The following is a 17966-nucleotide window of genomic DNA, read 5'->3' as shown; positions in this document are numbered from 1 at the left end:
TATGATAGATAACATTGGAGAGTATTCAAGTATTAACGGTAATATAGTAAAATCTGAGAATATGGATCAAAAAGCAAATGATAAGGAAGCAAATGATAAGGAAAAGGTTGTTTATGAAGTTATAAGAATAATAGATGGTGTCCCTTTATTTTTTGAAGACCATTATTTAAGAATGAAAAATTCAATAGAGCTGCTGGGAAATAAATTACATATTTCAGAACAGGAATTGGGGAACCGTATAAAGAACGTTATAGATGCCAACGGCAAACAGAATTGTAATGTTAAAGTAACTGTGTATCATGATACTAATGGCCAAAATGTTATTTTGTATATAAGTAAAAGTTATTACCCTACAAATGAAGAGTTCGAAAACGGTGTCAGGGTAGGTTTGCTTAAATGGGATAGAAAAAATCCCAACATAAAGGTTCAAAACCTGACGTATAACGAAGCTGTTAAAAAGAAGTTAGAAGAAGAAAATATTTTTGAAACACTTCTTGTCAATGCTAATGGAAAAATAACCGAAGGAAGTAAATCCAATGTATTTTTTGTTAAGAAATCAAAAATTTACACTGCTCCTGACGAGTACATTTTAAAAGGAGTTACAAGAAAGTACATAATTGATGTATGCAGGAGGCAGGATATTGAAATTATTGAAACATTAATAAGTGTTGATTCTTTATATGAAATGGAAGGACTATTTCTATCAGGCACGTCAATTAAAGTACTGCCTGTGGCATCTATTAATGGTCATAGGTTCAATTCCAGCAACCACCCGGTAATTCTGGCAGCGCGAAAAGGCTTTGACAGCCTTATAGAGGAATATATTAAAGAATACAAGTCTCGTACTACTTAATGGCTAATAATAGCAGGGGCTAATAATATCAGGTAATATCCAGTTTCAGGTTATATCCAGTTTTACCATAAAGCTTTGATATTTGTTTTAGGTCTAATTTTCACCTCTCTTGAATAAAAATAGGACATGAAGAAAAGAGAGGTGACTTTTATTGCATTTGATAAAATCTTTAGAAAAAAATACAGGTTATGGTAAAGAACTTGCTTCTGGTATTAGTGAGAAAGAAGCTAAAAGGAGAATAAATGAATACGGGCCAAATATTATAATAGGAAAAAGAAATATTTCAGCTTTTAAGATACTGCTGGATCAATTCAGTGATTTTATGGTCATTGTACTTTTGGTTTCAACGGCCATATCTGCATTTATGGGTGAAATGACCGAAGCTTTCACCATAATAGCCATAGTCATTATAAATGCCATAATGGGATTTATCCAGGAATACAGAACAGAAAAGACTCTTGAGGCGTTAAAGGAACTTACCGCACCAACAGCAAAAGTAATAAGGGATAATAAGCATTTGACTATACCGGCGGAAGAAATTGTACCAGGAGATCTAATCTTGCTGGAAGCAGGAGATAGGGTTCCTGCAGACTCGGTACTGCTTGAAGCTGTAAATTTGCAGGTAGATGAATCCCTGCTCACCGGTGAATCTGTTCCTGTAGAAAAGTATGCAGGATCTGATATCAGGAGAGGTAGTTCTTTGCCTGAAAAAAAACATTCTGTTTATATGGGTACTGTGGTTACAATGGGTAGGGCTTCAGCTATTGTTTATGCAACGGGAATGAATACTGAAATGGGGAAAATAGCCCACATGATTCACAGTATTGAGGATGAGCAAACTCCTCTCCAAAAGAAACTTGATCATCTAGGAAAGCTAATTGTTTACGCATGCCTTACAATTTGTGCAATTGTTTCAGTTACAGGAATCCTCAGAGGAGAAAACCTGTTTACTATGTTGCTGTCCGGAATAAGCCTTGCTGTAGCTGCCGTCCCTGAAGGGCTTCCTGCAATAGTAACAATTTCCCTTGCCCTAGGTGTTCAGCGTATGATGAAAAGAAATGCTCTGGTAAGAAAACTTCCCGCAGTGGAAACATTAGGATGTGCCAATGTTATATGTTCCGACAAAACCGGTACTCTCACAGAAAATAAAATGACGGTCAGAAAAGTATATACCGGTGGAACTATTTTTCAGATAAATGATTCAAAAGCATTTTCAAAAATGACAAACTTATCAAGAACGGAGGATTTATTAAAAACAGCACTCGAAATAGGTGCTCTTTGTAATAATTCAAGTATATCCAGCAGCATGGAAAGAAACGGTATTATCAAAAAGTTTACAAAAAAGAAGAATATAAACTTTAGTGCTGCTGATATTTCAGGAGACCCAACGGAAATAGCACTTCTTGTTGCAGCATCTAAGTATGGAATAACAGAATCAGGTCTCAAGGAAAAATATATGAGGATTGGAGAAATACCTTTTGATTCTGAAAGAAAATGCATGTCGGTAATATGCAGGAACAACAACGGAGAATCTTTTGTATTTACCAAAGGAGCTCCTGACATTATTATAAATAAATGCACCAGTATATATATGGCTGGAGGTATTATTCCACTTACAAGTGAATTTAAAAAACGTATACTTAACCAAAATGAAGAGATGGCAAGAGAGGCTCTAAGGGTACTTGGAGTTGCATACAAAAAATATAATTCTAGAGGAAATAAGCAGGAAGAAGTTGAAAACAACCTGATATTTGTGGGGTTAATAGGCATGATAGATCCACCGCGGAAGGAAGCGGCGGAAGCTGTAATGAAGTGCAAGACAGCCGGGATAAAAACGGTAATGATTACAGGAGATCATAAAACTACTGCTACGACTATTGCGCAGGAATTGGGAATTTACAAAAAAGGAGACCTTGTGCTTACAGGATCAGAACTGGACGATATGGATGATATCAAACTCCAAAAAATTGTAGAAAATGTGAGTGTATACGCAAGGGTTACTCCTGCCCATAAACTTATGATAGTCAGGGCATTGAAGAGGAAGGGTCTTATTGTAGCCATGACCGGTGATGGTGTTAACGATGCTCCTGCAATAAAAGAGTCGGATATTGGAATTTCCATGGGGCTTACCGGCACTGATGTGACAAAAGAGGCATCATCAATGATATTGATGGACGATAATTTTGCCACTATAGTAGCTGCAATTGAAGAAGGAAGAGTAATATACAGCAATATAAGAAAATTCATAAGATATCTTCTGGCATGTAACATTGGAGAAGTACTCACCATGTTCCTAGGAATGCTTTTGGGTTTGCCAATTCCTCTCATGCCAATCCAGGTTTTGTGGGTTAATCTTGTAACAGACGGGCTTCCGGCAATGGCTTTAGGTTTAGAGCCAGCAGAAAAAGATATAATGATGAGGTCACCGAGAAGTTCAAAAAGCAGTATATTTTCTGATGGACTGGTATTTTTGATTATTTTAAGGGGTATTCTGCTGGGGTTAAGTACTTTGGCCGTGTTTGTAAGTATAATATATTTAACACGGGATATTGTTCTGGCCAGAACAAGCGCATTTATGACACTGGTACTGACTCAGCTGACCCATGTGTTTGAATGCAAATCAGAAAGGAAAACAATATTTGAAATACCATGGTTTAACAATATATATCTTGTTCTGGCAGTTATGTGTTCTCTTATAATGATGCTTGTTGTAGTATATATTCCACCTTTACAGGTATTATTCAAGACAACAGCCCTGTCGGTAAACGAGTGGCTTATTGTTGGGGGATTTACATTTCTAGGTCCTGTAGTGTCAAGCTTTATAAGATTTAGGCAGAGATAAGGAGGACAGAGAGACAGCCCGAGTCAGAGGGACAGCCCTGAAAGACAGAGGGACAGTCCTGCCTTTTTTACATTAAAAAAGGCAGGACTGTCCCCTTTTTATCTTCCCATATTGAAATGCCTGCAAATAAACTATATACTTTATGTATTGGACTGGAGAGTTCGGAGAGTATGAACTTTTTGTTACAAATTGTTCATAATTTCGTAAAATGTATTTGCCATTATTAAAAATGCATTATACTACAGTGAACAGAAAGAAGGAGTCCAACTGGGAACTGTGTAAAGGAGGAATTGCATGATAGAAATAAGTAATTTGACCAAGAGATATGGTCAAATAAAAGCTGTTAACAACATCAGTTTCAGAGTAGAAAAAGGCGAGATTCTCGGATTCCTTGGCCCTAACGGAGCAGGGAAATCTACTACAATGAATATCATAACAGGGTATATACCTGCCAGTGAAGGTACTGTCAAGGTATGTGGTTATGATATTTTAGAAGAACCAAAGGAAGTAAAAAAGAGGATAGGGTTCTTACCAGAGCAACCTCCGGTCTACTTGGATATGACAGTAAAAGATTATCTAAGTTTTGTAAGTGATTTAAAGCAAGTGGATAAGGCTAAGAAGTGGAGCCAAATCAACGATATTATGGAACTTGTAAAGATTGGCGACCACAGAAACAGATTGATCAAAAATCTGTCAAAGGGTTACAGGCAGAGAGTAGGACTAGCCCAAGCCCTGATTGGAAACCCTGAAGTTCTTATACTTGATGAGCCTACAGTAGGTCTTGATCCAAAACAGATTATAGAAATAAGAAGACTGATTAAAGCTTTGGGAAAGGAACATACTATTATATTAAGTTCCCATATATTGCCTGAAGTAAGTGCTGTGTGCGAAAGGGTAGTAATAATAAATAAAGGGGAAATTGCAGCTATTGATACACCTGATAACCTTTCTAAAGGTCTAGGTACCATATCAAAGATTTCAGTTACAATTGCTGGTCCCAAAAATTCCGTATTAAATTATATTAGGGAAATTTATGGTGTAAAATATGTTGAGCCTAGTGTTGAAAAAGAAAAGGACGTTATTAGCTACGTTGTAGAATCGGACAAGGATATAGATATAAGACGTCCCTTGTTTTTCGCAATGGCAAAAGCAGGATATCCTATATTGGAGCTTAAATCATTAAGTATGTCCCTTGAAGAGATATTCCTTCAAGTTGTTACAAGCGAAAATAAGGAGGTGGGTTAAATGTTTGCAATATTCAAAAAAGAAGTAAAATCTTATTTTTATTCACCCATAGCTTATATTTTAATAGGATTCTTCATATTGTTAACATCTATATTTTTCTGGCCCAATCTTGTTTATCAATATGCGGATTTTAACGGTGTATTAAATACAATGGGTTTTATACTTATATTTATAATACCTGTATTGACGATGAGAATCCTTGCAGAAGACAGAAAAAACGGAACAGAGGTGCTGCTCATAACTTCACCTTGCAGTATTGCAGACATTGTTATAGGAAAATATCTTGCAACCCTGGTTGTTTTTCTTGTAATGACAGCTATTACTTTCATTTACCCTATTATTTTGATTGCATATGGAGGACAGCTTACTGTACAGCTTGTAGGTGGTTATATAGGTTTTATCTTGTTAGGCGCTGCCTTTTTATCAGTAGGTGTGTTTGCTTCTTCTCTTACTGAAAACCAGGTTGTCGCAGTTGTAATTGCTTTTGTAAGTTTGTTGATAATGTGGCTTGCCGACAGCATAGGAAATATTGCGGGAGGAATAACATCTAAAATATTAAGCTGGTTTTCTCTGATATCAAGGTATGAGGATTTTAATGTAGGTATTCTGGGATTAAGCCCCATAGTATACTATATAAGCTTTGTGGGAGTTTTCCTGTTCATTACCATAAGAGTAATAGAAAGGAGACGCTGGAGTCAGGGGTGATAAAATATGAATAATATAACGGAAAAAATTAAAAAAATTCTTACTAGCAAAAAACTAAAATATGGAAGCAATTCTGTAATATTAATAGCAGTTGTTATTGCAATTGCAGTTGTTCTCAATATGTTGGTAGACCTCCTTGGAATAAAATGGGATTTAACACCTAATAAGCTATATTCTATTGGTGATGTTACAAAGGAACTTTTAAGTTCTCTGGATAAAGATGTAAGAATAATAGGTTTATTTGATGAAACAACAATAACTTCAGATGACAGATATAAAGATGTCATAGAGCTTTTGGAAAACTACGCCAAATATCCTCGTGTTACTGTAGAGTATATTGATCCCGATAAAAACCCCGGTATCATAAAGGAATTGGATCCCGATAACCTAAAAGATCTATCTTATAGCGATTTTGTTGTAATGCATAATGGCAAAATGAAAAAATTAGAATATTACGATCTTTTTAATACTCGGTTTAACCAGATGACTTTCAGTTATGAGCTAACAGGAACAAATGCTGAACAGGGATTTACCGGGGCTATTAAATATGTAACTGCTGAAGTCACTCCAACGGTGTATTTCCTGGAGGGACATGAGGAAACCAAGATAGATACTGATTATACCACTCTTAAGGAATATCTTGAGAGGAATAATTATGATGTTAAATCTTTGAATCTCTATTCAGAAGAAAAGGTTCCAGATGATGCAGCAATTTTAGTAGTGGTATCTCCCAAAAAGGATATAACGACTAGTGAACGTAATAAAATCCTTGATTATATTAAAAATGGCGGAGAAGCTATATTTATGTTTGATCCATTGGAAACAAACCCTGATTTTCCGGAATTCCAGAAACTTCTGGCAGAAATTAATATTTCCATAAACTATGACAGAGTAAAAGAAAATGACAGCACCAGACACATTCCCAACAATAGTTATAATCTGGTACCGATTTTACAGTCAAATTCCATAAATTCATCTTTGAATCCTGACAGTTTTGTAATGATCATGCCTGTATCAAGAAGTATAAATATACTAAAGAATCAAAAGGATTATATTACTATAACTCCTCTGTTAAAGACTAGTGATAGTGCTGTGGGAGAGCAGATAGACAAGAATAAAGGCGCAGATATTGAAGGACCTTTGGATTTGGCTGTAGCAGTGGAATACGTTGGCGGTCTTAATCCTTCTAAAATACTCGTTATGGGAAATGGTAGTTTTATGAGTGATACTGCCATAAGCCGGTATCAGAATTACTCGCTGAACGGGATGTATTTCTTCCTGAATTCCTTAATGTGGATGCAGGATAAATCTGATGATTTATTCATCGCTCCTAAATCATATGAAATGCCCAGATTGCAAATTACTGCTCTTCAATCGACCATAACCGGTATTGCAGTAGTAGTAGGTCTGCCCTTGATTATTTTGATTACAGGATTTGTTGTATTCTTAAGGAGGCGGCATCTATGAAATTATACAAGAATGCAATTATCCTTATAGTGATATTAGGGCTGTTAACGGGAGCATATCTTTTTGTTAATAATAATAAAAGGCCCAAAGAAGGAACAGGCGGTAGTAATGAAATCATAAGAATCTTTGATCTATATACGGACAACATGGTGGAAATGACCATTGAGAATTATGATGGGACATTTGTTTTTGAAAGGGCTACTGAAAAGGTTGATGATAAGGAAACCAAGTACTGGAAGCTGGTTTCTCCTGATAATTTAAGGGTTAGCAGGGATACCTTAAACAGCATTGCAATTAACTTTTCGTCTCTTGTAGCAAACAAAATTGTAGAAGAGGAAGCTCAGGATCTATCAATATATGGACTGGATAACCCGGTAACAGTAACCATAAAGATGGATGATGGATCTGTATATTCAATACAAATAGGAGATGAAACTCCTACCGGAAGCGGTTATTATGCAAAGGAAAAGGATAGTAATAAAGTATATACTATAAGTTCATATACAGGTGGGAAAATAAAAGTAAGTAAAAAAGATATAAGGGAGAAACAGCTTTTCAAGGAAGAAAAAGATGATATTAAATACTTTAGTTTAGAGAGAAATGGACAGCAAGTTTTTTCAAGCTCAAAGACAGAAGAGGATACCTGGGTTATGACTTATCCTATTAAAGGAAATACTTATTATGAAACAGTAGTTACTATGGTGGATGCAGTTATTAATACAAGTGTTATTGACTTTGTAGAAGAAAATCCATCAGATTTTAGTAAATATGGTCTGGATAATCCAAGGTACGTATTTGAATATCAAAGTTCTAAAGGAACAACAAGATTGTTGCTGGGTAATGAAAAAGTCAAAGGCAAGGAAATATATGCAAAACTTGAAAATAATAATGAAGTATATACAATATCAATGGATTCTTTTGGGTTTATAGATAAACCTTTAAAAGAAATAGTTGAGGTGTTTGCATATATAGTCAATATTAATGATGTAAACAAGATAGAAGTAGAAATGGATGGCCAGGTTACAACATCCGTGCTGGAAACCAATGAAGAAGACAGAAGTAAAGATAAATTCTATGTCAACGGTAAAGATGCCAGCATGGAAGATAGTAGCGGAAGACAGGTATTCAGGAAATATTACCAGGCACTCATAGGAGTCACATTAAGCGAGGTGGACCCCGAAGGCGATCCTTCAGGCAAGGAAGCAGAAATAACCTTTACCTATCACCTGAAGAAAGACCCAGGAATAATGAAAGTCGAATTTATACCTAAAGATGACATTTACTATTACGTGGTTAGAAATGGTGAATACTCTGGAATTTTGGTTAACAAAAAGAAATTTGATGAGCCAGATGGGGTAAGGGATAGTTACAGGAAACTCATGGAGGCTATAGAAAATCAAGGTAATGACCAAAGTAACGATTAATAATTAAAATTAGCCTTAGAACTATGTAATCCTCCGGATAATATATAATATTGTCTGGAGGATTTCTTTTCTGTTAAGCAACCCATATTATTTTATTTCTGGTAATTGTATGATAAAATAAATAAAAATCTTGAATTAATTTTACTGATAAAGGTACAAACCAACATACATACGTAAAAACCCGGGGTGCACAAATGATAAGATCTGAGGAGAAACCAGCTACCGGCAAGGCTAATAGCAAATTCAACATAGTATTGTTTTTCATGCTTATCATATTAATTGCAGGGTTAGCCTTTGTTATTTATATTAAAAGCCAGGGAGTTGACATTAAAAACGTAAGACTCGAAGAATATATTTCCGGTTTATTTCCTAGTAATAAGAATGATTCTGAAGGTCAGGAACAACGTATAAGGGAGCTTGATTATGACGGAAGGGAACGTCCGAGTTTTAGTGTTCTTAAACAATATATAATCAAATGCACCAGAGAGCATATTATTATGCTTGACAAGGATGGAAACCAGGTATGGACAAGAAGTATTCAAATGGATAAGCCTATAGTAAAGACCAATGGCTCGGAAGCTGTTGTTGCTGATGTTGGAGGAATGGATATTTATGTTCTGCAGGCAAAAGGTGTTAAATGGGAAGCTAGGTCAGAAGGTAAGATAGTTAATGCTGACATCAGCAAAGAAGGGTTTGTGACCGTCATTGAAGAAGCAAAAGGTTTTAGGGGCAGAGTTAGAGTATATGATCCTCTGGGAATAGAAATGTTCAACAGAAGCATCGCGGAAAGATTTATTTTAAGTGCAAAAGTATCACCTTCATCCAAGCAATTGCTTATATCAGGTATTGATTTATCAGGTATAGCATCATCATCAAGTATTGAGATAACAGATATGAAAGGGGAGCCTTTCTCTGCCAGGATATTGAGAGAAAATGAAGTTTTTCCTTCTGTATGGTATATGAACGATAATTCCATTTTGGCGCTTAACAGCAATATGGCAATATATCTTGATAAAGATAGAGAAGAAAAATGGAGCAAAAACTTTAAGAAGATTTACAGTTCAAATATATTACTTGGCAAATACCTTGTGGTGGGGGCAGAGAATGAGAATAAAACCCGATATGGAAACGTTGATTCTGTAATAATAATATATGATGGAAAAGGAAATGAAATTGCAAGTTGTAAGATTGATGGCAAGATATTTAATATACAAACCTGTGATGATGTAATTGCAGTTAATACCACACGGGAAATATATTTTGTTAATTCAAAAGGGAAGATTCTTGATAAATATAGTTCAAAGTCAGACATCTCTGACCTCTGTTTTTTTAATAAAAATGAAATACTTGTAGTTTCTAAAAACAAATTGATAATCATTAATATTGAGGGGGATTAGTTTATGAACTGGAGTGATTTCCTGGTATTGGCAATTATAGTTTTGTTTACTTTTATAGGCTTAAAAAAAGGTTTTATAATTTCTATTTTTGATATTGCGTCCTTTTTTATATCAGCCGTACTTTCCATTAAGCTTTATCCTAAGGTGGCTGAGTTTTTGAACGGCATTGGAGTTCGGTCCTATTTTCAAACAACCATTTATAAAGGGCTGCTGACGCAAAAAGATATTATGGTATCCAAAATGGGTTCATCAGATCTTTCTGTTTCTGTAAGTTCCTTTGTCAACGACCTTCCTGTTCCGGGAATTATGAAGAACAGCATGATTGAGCAAATACCCAATTCGCAGGATATTATAGGCATTAATGGCGTACTTGACATTGTTAGCGCTGAACTGTCCAATGTAGCTGTTAGTATTGCGGCTCTTGTAGCACTATTTATTATAATAAGGGTTTGCCTGCTAATAGCAAGAGTTTTATTGAAAGGAATAGCAAATTTGCCGGTGTTAAAGCAGTTGGATAAAGCAGGAGGTCTGGTATTGGGAGCTGTAGAAGGACTCCTTATGGTTTACATAATATTTTCCGTAATAGTATTTTTCAATGCATGGCCTCAGTATGAAGCAACATTTGGAGCGATCGACCAGTCTCTGATAGCAAAATTCTTTTATAGTAATAACTTTATAATGAATTGGATGTTTCACTGAGGCTTGTCTAAGATTAATGAAAACAGTACATATTCTATAAAATTTTCACGTATTATATTTTTTCTAAAATACAACTTTACATCAATATTGTAAAATAGTAAAATAACTTTACTAACTAATAGCCGGGATTCCCGGCTATTATCACATACAAGAACAATTGTTAAATTTCCACGAAAAATACAAATAGATCATATATAGTAATGCAATCGGGTTTTAAAAATTTAGTAAATAAAGGAAGGATAATCATATGAGGAGTGATATAGTAAAAAAGGGTATCGAGAGAGCACCTCACAGATCTTTATTCAAGGCCATGGGATATACAGATGAAGAATTAAACCGCCCTTTAATAGGAGTGGTCAATTCAAAAAACGATATTATACCCGGACATATTGGACTGGATAAAATAACTGAAGCAGTAAAAGCAGGAATAAGAATGGCAGGCGGAACTCCCGTTGAGTTTGGTGCAATAGGTGTATGCGACGGAATTGCAATGGGACATACAGGTATGAAATATTCCTTAGCCACAAGAGAACTTATTGCTGATTCCTGTGAGGCCATGGCAATAGCTCACAGCTTTGACGGAATGGTATTTATCCCCAACTGCGACAAGATAGTTCCCGGCATGCTTATGGCTGCAGCCAGGATAAATGTTCCTTCAATAGTAATAAGCGGTGGCCCTATGCTGTCACTTAATAAGAAAGGAAAATATCTTGACTTAAACAGCGTCTTTGAAGCTGTAGGGGCATATAAGGCAGGCAAGATAGATGAAGAAGAAATGCTTTTCTATGAAGATAATGCCTGTCCCGGATGTGGTTCCTGTTCCGGCATGTTTACAGCCAATTCCATGAATTGCCTTACTGAAGCTCTTGGTATGGGACTTCCGGGCAACGGCACCATTCCTGCAGTTTATGCAGAAAGAATAAGGCTTGCCAAGAAAGCAGGAATGAAGATCATGGAGCTTGTTGAGAAAGATATAAAGCCTTCGGATATATTGGTTTACGAGGCCTTTGAAAATGCCCTTGCAGTGGATATGGCATTAGGATGCTCCACAAATTCTGTTCTTCATCTGCCGGCAATAGCTCATGAAGTTGGTATTACAATTGATCTTGATATTGTAAACCGCATGAGCAGCAAGGTGCCGAATCTCTGCAAGCTGGCACCTGCGGGCGAACATCATGTACAGGATTTATATGCGGCAGGAGGAGTTCAGGCTGTTATGAAGGAACTGTCCAGGAAAAATCTGCTTCATTTAGATTTGATAACAGTTACCGGAAAAACAGTGGGAGAGAATATCAGTAAGGCAGAAATATTGGATGGCAATGTAATCAGGAGTATGGAAAATCCTTATAGTGAAACTGGAGGACTGGCTGTTCTGAAGGGTAATATTGCTCCTCATGGTGCAGTTGTGAAGCGGTCTGCGGTTGCTGAAGAAATGTTGTGCCACAGGGGGCCTGCCAGAGTATTTGATTCGGAGGATAGTGCTATTGAAGCTATCTACAATGGCAGAATTAATAAGGGAGATGTTGTAATTATAAGATACGAAGGTCCAAAGGGCGGACCCGGTATGAGAGAAATGCTTAGTCCTACTTCAGCAATAGCGGGAATGGGATTGGATAAAGATGTAGCACTTATTACCGACGGACGTTTTTCAGGAGCAAGTAGAGGGGCATCTATAGGACACGTTTCCCCGGAAGCAATGGAAGGGGGACCAATAGCAGTTGTGAGAGAAGGCGAGATAATAAGTATAGATATACCTAATGGAAAGTTGAATGTGGAAGTACCGGAGAAAGAACTAAAGAAAAGACTTGAAAACTGGAAAGCTCCTGCCCCAAAGATTACCAGCGGTTATCTTGGAAGATATTCCAGACTTGTTACATCAGCCAGTACTGGCGCTGTGCTCAAGTAAAGGAGGGTTAATTGTGTAATGATGAAACTTACAGGCGCGCAAATTATTGTTGAGTGTTTAAAGGAGCAGGGTGTAGATACTATTTTCGGCTTCCCTGGAGGTGCCGTTCTAAATATTTATGATGCTTTATATGACGCACAAAATGAGATCAGACATATTCTTACTTCCCATGAACAGGGAGCATCACATGCAGCAGACGGATATGCGAGAGCTACCGGGAAGACAGGAGTATGTATTGCAACTTCAGGACCTGGAGCAACAAACCTTGTAACAGGAATTGCAACAGCATATATGGACTCAATTCCCATAGTTGCCATAACAGGCCAGGTTGCAACTACACTGTTAGGAAAAGATTCATTCCAGGAAGTAGATATAACTGGCATAACAATGCCTATTACAAAACATAACTTTATAGTTAAAGATGTTGAAAAACTGGCGGATACTATAAGATTGGCGTTCGAAATTGCAAAAGAAGGAAGGCCGGGGCCTGTTCTTATAGATATATGTAAAGATGTGACAGCTGCTACAACCTGGTATGAAAGAAAAAACCCTAAAAATGTCTATTATAAATCTAACAAACATTACCTGGATGCTACTGATGAAGAAATAGAGGCTGCCGCCAATATAATTAATAACGCCCAAAAACCTTTCATGCTTACCGGAGGAGGAGTTTCCATTGGAGATGCATCAGAGGAAGTTATTACTCTTGCGGAAAAGGCAAGGATACCTGTAGCATCTACTTTAATGGGGCTTGGTGCTTTCCCTGGGACTCATCCGCTTTACATGGGACTTTTAGGCATGCATGGAAATAAATCATCAAATATTGCGGTTTCAGAAGCAGACTTGTTCATTGCTGTTGGTGCCAGGTTCAGTGATAGGGTAATCAGTAATGTAAAGGCATTTGCCCCCAATGCAAAAATAATGCATTTGGATATAGATCCTGCTGAGATTGGGAAAAATATTAATGTTCACTATCCTTTAACTGGAAATATAAAAAGAATTCTTCAGAGAATAAATGCAAAAATTATGAAAAAAGAGGACTCAGAATGGAATAAAAAGATTGAAGAATGGAAAAACCAATATTGTTTAAAATATCAGAAAAATGGCACCTTAAAGCCCCAATACATTGTAGAGAGAATATACGAACTTACAAAAGGTGAAGCTATTATTACAACTGAAGTAGGACAGAATCAACTATGGGCGGCTCAATTTTATAAATATACCAGTCCCAGACAGTTTATTTCTTCCGGAGGACTGGGCACCATGGGATTTGGCTTAGGCGCGAGCATAGGAGCGCAAATCGGAAAACCAGATAAAAAGGTTATCAATATAGCCGGAGACGGAAGTTTCAGGATGAACTGTACAGAACTTGCAACGGCAGTGGAATATAAACTACCAATAGTAATTGCATTGCTTAACAACAGAGTACTGGGAATGGTCAGACAATGGCAGGATTTATTCTATAATAAAAGATACTCATATACCACCATAGACAGAGGAACTGATTTCGTAAAATTGGCAGAGGCTTTTGGAGCAATAGGTATAAACGTTACCAGACCTGAGGAAGTGGACAGCGCATTATTAAGAGCTCTTTCCTCAAATGACAGGCCTGTATTAATCAACTTTGAAATTGATAAAGATGAGAAAGTATTTCCGATAGTGCCTCCTGGAGCGGCAATAAGTGATTTGATACTCGAATAGCATTCAGTAATTCATTGGAGGGACCTGTAACCCTCCAATGAATATAGTTTTTATCTATAGTTTTCAAAAAAGCGGAAAATAAAACTTGACTTTACTTAAAAAATGTGGTACATTACTTATGCTCTCTTTGTAGGTCTTTTTTTTTATGCTAAAAATGCAAGTAAATTGCCAATAATGTCAATAATACATTATATGTATTCTATAGATAAACTTGGGGCTGGAGGTGCACACAATGAGAGTTAAGATAACTTTAGCATGTACTGAATGTAAACAAAGGAATTATGACAGCATGAAGAACAAAAAGAATGATCCTGACAGGCTGGAAGCCAGGAAATATTGCAGATTTTGCAGAAAGCATACCTTACACAGAGAAACAAAATAATTGTTAATTATAAAAAATAATAAAATGAGGATGTATGCATATGGCTGAAAATGCAAAAACTTCAAAACTTACCGATATAAGAAAAAGGATTGTTAAGTTCTTTAAGGAAATAAAAGCTGAATTAAAAAAAGTTATATGGCCCACAAGAGAACAGTTGACCAAAAGTACCATTACAGTACTGTTAGTTTGCTTAGGTGTAGGTATAATCATTTGGATATCTGATGTATTGCTTTCCTTTGTACTTGGATTGCTACTTGAAATGTAAAAGGAGGACATTTAAGCTGATGCTTGTTAATGATGCCCCAGAAGAAGCCAAGTGGTATGTAGTTCATACCTACTCCGGTTATGAAAATAAAGTAAAAGCTAACCTGGAAAAGATAATTGAAAACCGTAATATGCAGGATTATGTTCTGGATATTGTTGTACCTATGGAAGAGCAGATAGAAATCAAAGAGGGAAAAAAGAAGGCAACTTTAAGGAAAGTCTTCCCAGGTTATGTTCTGATAAAAATGATAATGACTGACGAATCCTGGTACGTTGTAAGAAATACCAGAGGAGTTACGGGCTTTGTAGGGCCGGGATCCAAACCTGTGCCTTTAACTGATGAAGAGGTAAAGGCTATGGGAGTGGAGGAGTTTGCTCCTATCGTTGATTATGAAGTTGGTGATAGTGTAAGAGTAATTTCAGGTCCTCTTGAAAACTTTATCGGTGTAGTTGAAGAGATCAGCTTTGAAAAGAAAAAGGTAAGGGTATTAGTATCCATGTTTGGCAGAGAGACTCCTGTCGAAATGGAACTTTCACAAATACAAAAACTGTAATCTAAAACAAGTGGCGCTTAAAGCGCTGATATTTTTGGGAGGTGGATTTATGGCTAAAAAAATCACCGGTTATGTAAAACTACAGATTCCTGCGGGAAAAGCAACACCCGCTCCACCGGTTGGACCAGCACTTGGACAGCATGGAGTTAACATAATGGGATTTTGTAAGGAGTTTAATGAAAGGACTGCAAAAGATGCAGGATTGGTAATTCCAGTTGTAATTACTATCTATGCAGACAGAACTTTTTCATTTATTACTAAAACTCCCCCAGCTTCTGTGTTATTAAAGAAGGCATGTAAAATTGAAAGTGGTTCGGGAAAACCAAATAGGGAAAAGGTTGCAACTATTTCAAAGGAAGAAATAAGAAAAATTGCTGAATTAAAAATGCCTGATTTAAATGCCGGCAGTGTTGAAGCAGCTATGAAAATGATCGAAGGCACAGCAAGAAGCATGGGCATAGTTGTAGCTGAGTAGTGGGAGGAAATATAGTTTCCGAAAAAATTTACCACGAAGGAGATGGAATTGATGAAGAGAGGAAAAAAATATAAAGAAAGCTTAAAGTTAGTTGACAGACTTAAATTGTATGAACCTAGAGAAGCATTGGATTTAGTACAAAAGACTGCTAAAGCAAAGTTTGATGAAACTGTAGAAGCACATGTTAGATTAGGCGTTGACTCAAGACATGCTGATCAGCAGGTTAGAGGCGCTGTAGTTCTTCCGCATGGTACTGGTAAGAAAGTAAGAGTGTTGGTTTTTGCTAAGGGAGATAAGGCTAAGGAAGCTGAACAAGCAGGGGCAGAATACGTTGGTGCAGAAGATCTGGTAGCCAAGATTCAGGGAGAAAGCTGGTTTGAGTTCGACGTAGTAGTTGCTACACCAGATATGATGGGTATAGTTGGAAGATTAGGGAAAATACTCGGACCCAAAGGATTAATGCCTAATCCTAAGGCTGGTACGGTTACTATGGATATCGCCAGGGCCGTTAAGGATATTAAAGCCGGTAAAATTGAGTACAGGCTAGATAAAACTAATATTATTCACTGCCCTATCGGAAAAGTATCTTTTGGTACCGATAAATTATACGAAAACTTCCGCACTCTTTTAGAAGCTATAATTAAAGCAAAACCAGCAGCAGCAAAAGGACAATATTTGAAAAGTGTAGTAATTTCATCAACCATGGGACCTGGCATTAAGATTAATACTCAAAAAGTTATGGAATAATAACACTTTACAAAATCAATATTATGTTGTAATATAATGTGTGAAAATTTAATAAGCTATCTTGACTGCCATAGACAGTAGGGGCCGAAAGGCGTAATAGACAGATGTCTTCCTACCGAGGCGGCGACAAACTTGAGATATATTGAAGAGTTGTTACCCCTTGTATGTGTCTATGCATGCAAGGGTTTATTATTTTCATTACCTGGCTTGCCACAGGAGGTGAAAGATATATATGCCAAGTGAAAAAGTTTTAAACCAGAAGAAGGAAGTTGTATCACAGTTAACAGAAAAGCTTAAAGCATCTGAAAGTATAATTTTAGCAGATTATAGGGGACTTACTGTTGAACAGGATACAGAGCTGAGGAGTGCACTTAGAAAAGCAGGTGTTGAATATAGAGTCATCAAGAATACTCTTATTAAATTTGCTGCTAAAGAAAGTGGTTTAGAAGAACTTAACCCGTTCCTGGTCGGTCCTACCGCTCTGGCTATCAGTGACAGTGACCCTGTTGCTCCGGCGAAAGTGCTGTATGAGTATGCTAATAAGTATAATAATCTCGAACTAAAAGCAGGCATTGTTAACGGTAAATTAGTTGATGTAAAGGGAATTAAAGAACTGGCAGAACTTCCGCCCAAGGAAGTATTGCTGGCAAAAGTACTTGGAGGCTTCAATGCGCCAATAGCAGGATTAGTAAATGTATTAAATGCTAATATCAGAGGTTTGGTTGTTGCATTAAATGCAATTGCTGAAAAAAAAGCAGAAGCTTCTTGATTAAATAATTTAATTGTATGTTGAAGATAATAAAAAATTCGGATTAATGATTTGGAGGTAAGTAAAATGGCTAGTGAAAAAGTTACAAAGTTAATTGAAGATGTAAAGGCATTGACAGTATTAGAATTATCAGAATTAGTTAAAGCTTTGGAAGAAGAATTCGGAGTATCAGCAGCAGCTCCAGTTGCAGTAGCAGCAGCTCCTGCAGCAGGTGGCGCAGCAGCTCCCGCAGCAGTAGAAGAAAAGACAGAATTTGACGTAATATTAAAGGATGTTGGACCAGAAAAGATTAAGGTTATCAAGGTTGTTAGAGAAGTAACCGGATTAGGGCTTAAAGAAGCAAAAGATCTGGTTGAATCAGCTCCAAAGCCAGTTAAAGAAAACGTTCCAAAGGATGTAGCTGCCCAGATCGAAGCTAAATTTAAGGAAGTTGGCGCAACTGTAGAAATTAAATAATTTGGTTGCATAAGTTTCAATTACAAAGGGAGTTCCAGTAAGGGATTCCCTTTATTCGTTTTTAGAAATAAGAAATATTA

At 36.7% G+C, this 17966-nt stretch carries 17 protein-coding genes and 1 other annotated feature; all 17 genes read left to right on the top strand.

What is annotated here, in order from left to right:
- Position 1 precedes the first annotated feature (1 nt).
- The 17 genes from GXX20_05805 to rplL all read left to right on the top strand — a co-directional run bounded on the left by GXX20_05805 (position 2) and on the right by rplL (position 17886).
- Positions 2–853, top strand: a complete 852-nt coding sequence (locus GXX20_05805; GenBank protein HHW31175.1) for an aminotransferase IV — start codon at positions 2–4, stop codon at positions 851–853.
- Positions 854–1004: 151 nt separating this feature from the next.
- Positions 1005–3695, top strand: a complete 2691-nt coding sequence (locus tag GXX20_05800) for a calcium-translocating P-type ATPase, SERCA-type (GenBank protein ID HHW31174.1) — start codon at positions 1005–1007, stop codon at positions 3693–3695.
- A 294-nt stretch (positions 3696–3989) separates the two neighbouring features.
- Positions 3990–4940: an ATP-binding cassette domain-containing protein gene (locus GXX20_05795; GenBank protein HHW31173.1), complete on the top strand. Its 951-nt coding sequence runs from the start codon at positions 3990–3992 to the stop codon at positions 4938–4940.
- On the top strand, positions 4941–5645 hold the full coding sequence (locus tag GXX20_05790; protein ID HHW31172.1) for an ABC transporter permease: 705 nt from the start codon (positions 4941–4943) through the stop codon (positions 5643–5645).
- A 6-nt stretch (positions 5646–5651) separates the two neighbouring features.
- Entirely contained in the window at positions 5652–7112 is a 1461-nt protein-coding gene (locus GXX20_05785; protein HHW31171.1) for a GldG family protein, read from the top strand.
- Positions 7109–8536, top strand: coding sequence for a DUF4340 domain-containing protein (locus tag GXX20_05780; GenBank protein ID HHW31170.1), 1428 nt, complete (start codon positions 7109–7111; stop codon positions 8534–8536). The genes GXX20_05785 and GXX20_05780 overlap by 4 nt, the downstream gene beginning before the upstream one ends.
- A gap of 194 nt (positions 8537–8730) precedes the next feature.
- A complete protein-coding gene (locus tag GXX20_05775; protein HHW31169.1) occupies positions 8731–9933 on the top strand; it encodes a hypothetical protein in 1203 nt (400 codons plus the stop codon).
- A 3-nt stretch (positions 9934–9936) separates the two neighbouring features.
- The gene (locus GXX20_05770) at positions 9937–10632 is read left to right on the top strand and encodes a CvpA family protein (GenBank protein HHW31168.1); all 696 of its coding nucleotides are present in this window, start codon (positions 9937–9939) and stop codon (positions 10630–10632) included.
- 247 nt (positions 10633–10879) lie between these two features.
- On the top strand, positions 10880–12538 hold the full coding sequence (gene ilvD, locus GXX20_05765) for a dihydroxy-acid dehydratase (GenBank protein ID HHW31167.1): 1659 nt from the start codon (positions 10880–10882) through the stop codon (positions 12536–12538).
- Between the two features lie 21 nt (positions 12539–12559).
- Complete coding sequence (ilvB, locus tag GXX20_05760) at positions 12560–14239, top strand: biosynthetic-type acetolactate synthase large subunit (protein HHW31166.1); 1680 nt, start codon at positions 12560–12562, stop codon at positions 14237–14239.
- Positions 14240–14471: 232 nt separating this feature from the next.
- Positions 14472–14621 carry a 50S ribosomal protein L33 gene (gene rpmG / locus GXX20_05755; protein ID HHW31165.1) on the top strand — a complete coding sequence of 50 codons (150 nt, stop codon included), beginning with the start codon at positions 14472–14474 and terminating at the stop codon, positions 14619–14621.
- A 40-nt stretch (positions 14622–14661) separates the two neighbouring features.
- Positions 14662–14886, top strand: coding sequence for a preprotein translocase subunit SecE (gene secE, locus GXX20_05750; GenBank protein ID HHW31164.1), 225 nt, complete (start codon positions 14662–14664; stop codon positions 14884–14886).
- Between the two features lie 19 nt (positions 14887–14905).
- Positions 14906–15439 carry a transcription termination/antitermination protein NusG gene (gene nusG, locus GXX20_05745; GenBank protein HHW31163.1) on the top strand — a complete coding sequence of 178 codons (534 nt, stop codon included), beginning with the start codon at positions 14906–14908 and terminating at the stop codon, positions 15437–15439.
- Positions 15440–15488: 49 nt separating this feature from the next.
- Positions 15489–15914, top strand: coding sequence for a 50S ribosomal protein L11 (rplK, locus tag GXX20_05740; GenBank protein HHW31162.1), 426 nt, complete (start codon positions 15489–15491; stop codon positions 15912–15914).
- Between the two features lie 51 nt (positions 15915–15965).
- A complete protein-coding gene (gene rplA / locus GXX20_05735; protein HHW31161.1) occupies positions 15966–16661 on the top strand; it encodes a 50S ribosomal protein L1 in 696 nt (231 codons plus the stop codon).
- Between the two features lie 50 nt (positions 16662–16711).
- Positions 16712–16861, top strand: a sequence feature (ribosomal protein L10 leader region).
- A 32-nt stretch (positions 16862–16893) separates the two neighbouring features.
- The gene (locus tag GXX20_05730; GenBank protein HHW31160.1) at positions 16894–17430 is read left to right on the top strand and encodes a 50S ribosomal protein L10; all 537 of its coding nucleotides are present in this window, start codon (positions 16894–16896) and stop codon (positions 17428–17430) included.
- Between the two features lie 66 nt (positions 17431–17496).
- Positions 17497–17886 (top strand): 50S ribosomal protein L7/L12, encoded by a 390-nt coding sequence (gene rplL / locus GXX20_05725; GenBank protein HHW31159.1) that lies wholly within the window; start codon positions 17497–17499, stop codon positions 17884–17886.
- Positions 17887–17966 lie beyond the last annotated feature (80 nt).

It is taken from the genome of Clostridiaceae bacterium (assembly GCA_012840395.1).
Taxonomy (GTDB): domain Bacteria; phylum Bacillota; class Clostridia; order Acetivibrionales; family DULL01; genus DULL01.
This window is presented reverse-complemented; position numbering and strand designations above follow the sequence as displayed.

Excerpts from the sequence above, each read along its gene's own strand:
- GXX20_05805 (HHW31175.1), top strand. The coding sequence starts at position 2 with ATGATAGATAACATTGGAGAGTATTCAAGTATTAACGGTAATATAGTA.
- GXX20_05795 (HHW31173.1), top strand. The coding sequence starts at position 3,990 with ATGATAGAAATAAGTAATTTGACCAAGAGATATGGTCAAATAAAAGCT.
- GXX20_05790 (HHW31172.1), top strand. The coding sequence starts at position 4,941 with ATGTTTGCAATATTCAAAAAAGAAGTAAAATCTTATTTTTATTCACCC.
- GXX20_05785 (HHW31171.1), top strand. The coding sequence starts at position 5,652 with ATGAATAATATAACGGAAAAAATTAAAAAAATTCTTACTAGCAAAAAA.
- GXX20_05780 (HHW31170.1), top strand. The coding sequence starts at position 7,109 with ATGAAATTATACAAGAATGCAATTATCCTTATAGTGATATTAGGGCTG.
- GXX20_05775 (HHW31169.1), top strand. The coding sequence starts at position 8,731 with ATGATAAGATCTGAGGAGAAACCAGCTACCGGCAAGGCTAATAGCAAA.
- GXX20_05770 (HHW31168.1), top strand. The coding sequence starts at position 9,937 with ATGAACTGGAGTGATTTCCTGGTATTGGCAATTATAGTTTTGTTTACT.
- ilvD (HHW31167.1), top strand. The coding sequence starts at position 10,880 with ATGAGGAGTGATATAGTAAAAAAGGGTATCGAGAGAGCACCTCACAGA.
- ilvB (HHW31166.1), top strand. The coding sequence starts at position 12,560 with ATGAAACTTACAGGCGCGCAAATTATTGTTGAGTGTTTAAAGGAGCAG.
- rpmG (HHW31165.1), top strand. The coding sequence starts at position 14,472 with ATGAGAGTTAAGATAACTTTAGCATGTACTGAATGTAAACAAAGGAAT.
- secE (HHW31164.1), top strand. The coding sequence starts at position 14,662 with ATGGCTGAAAATGCAAAAACTTCAAAACTTACCGATATAAGAAAAAGG.
- nusG (HHW31163.1), top strand. The coding sequence starts at position 14,906 with ATGCTTGTTAATGATGCCCCAGAAGAAGCCAAGTGGTATGTAGTTCAT.
- rplK (HHW31162.1), top strand. The coding sequence starts at position 15,489 with ATGGCTAAAAAAATCACCGGTTATGTAAAACTACAGATTCCTGCGGGA.
- rplA (HHW31161.1), top strand. The coding sequence starts at position 15,966 with ATGAAGAGAGGAAAAAAATATAAAGAAAGCTTAAAGTTAGTTGACAGA.
- GXX20_05730 (HHW31160.1), top strand. The coding sequence starts at position 16,894 with ATGCCAAGTGAAAAAGTTTTAAACCAGAAGAAGGAAGTTGTATCACAG.
- rplL (HHW31159.1), top strand. The coding sequence starts at position 17,497 with ATGGCTAGTGAAAAAGTTACAAAGTTAATTGAAGATGTAAAGGCATTG.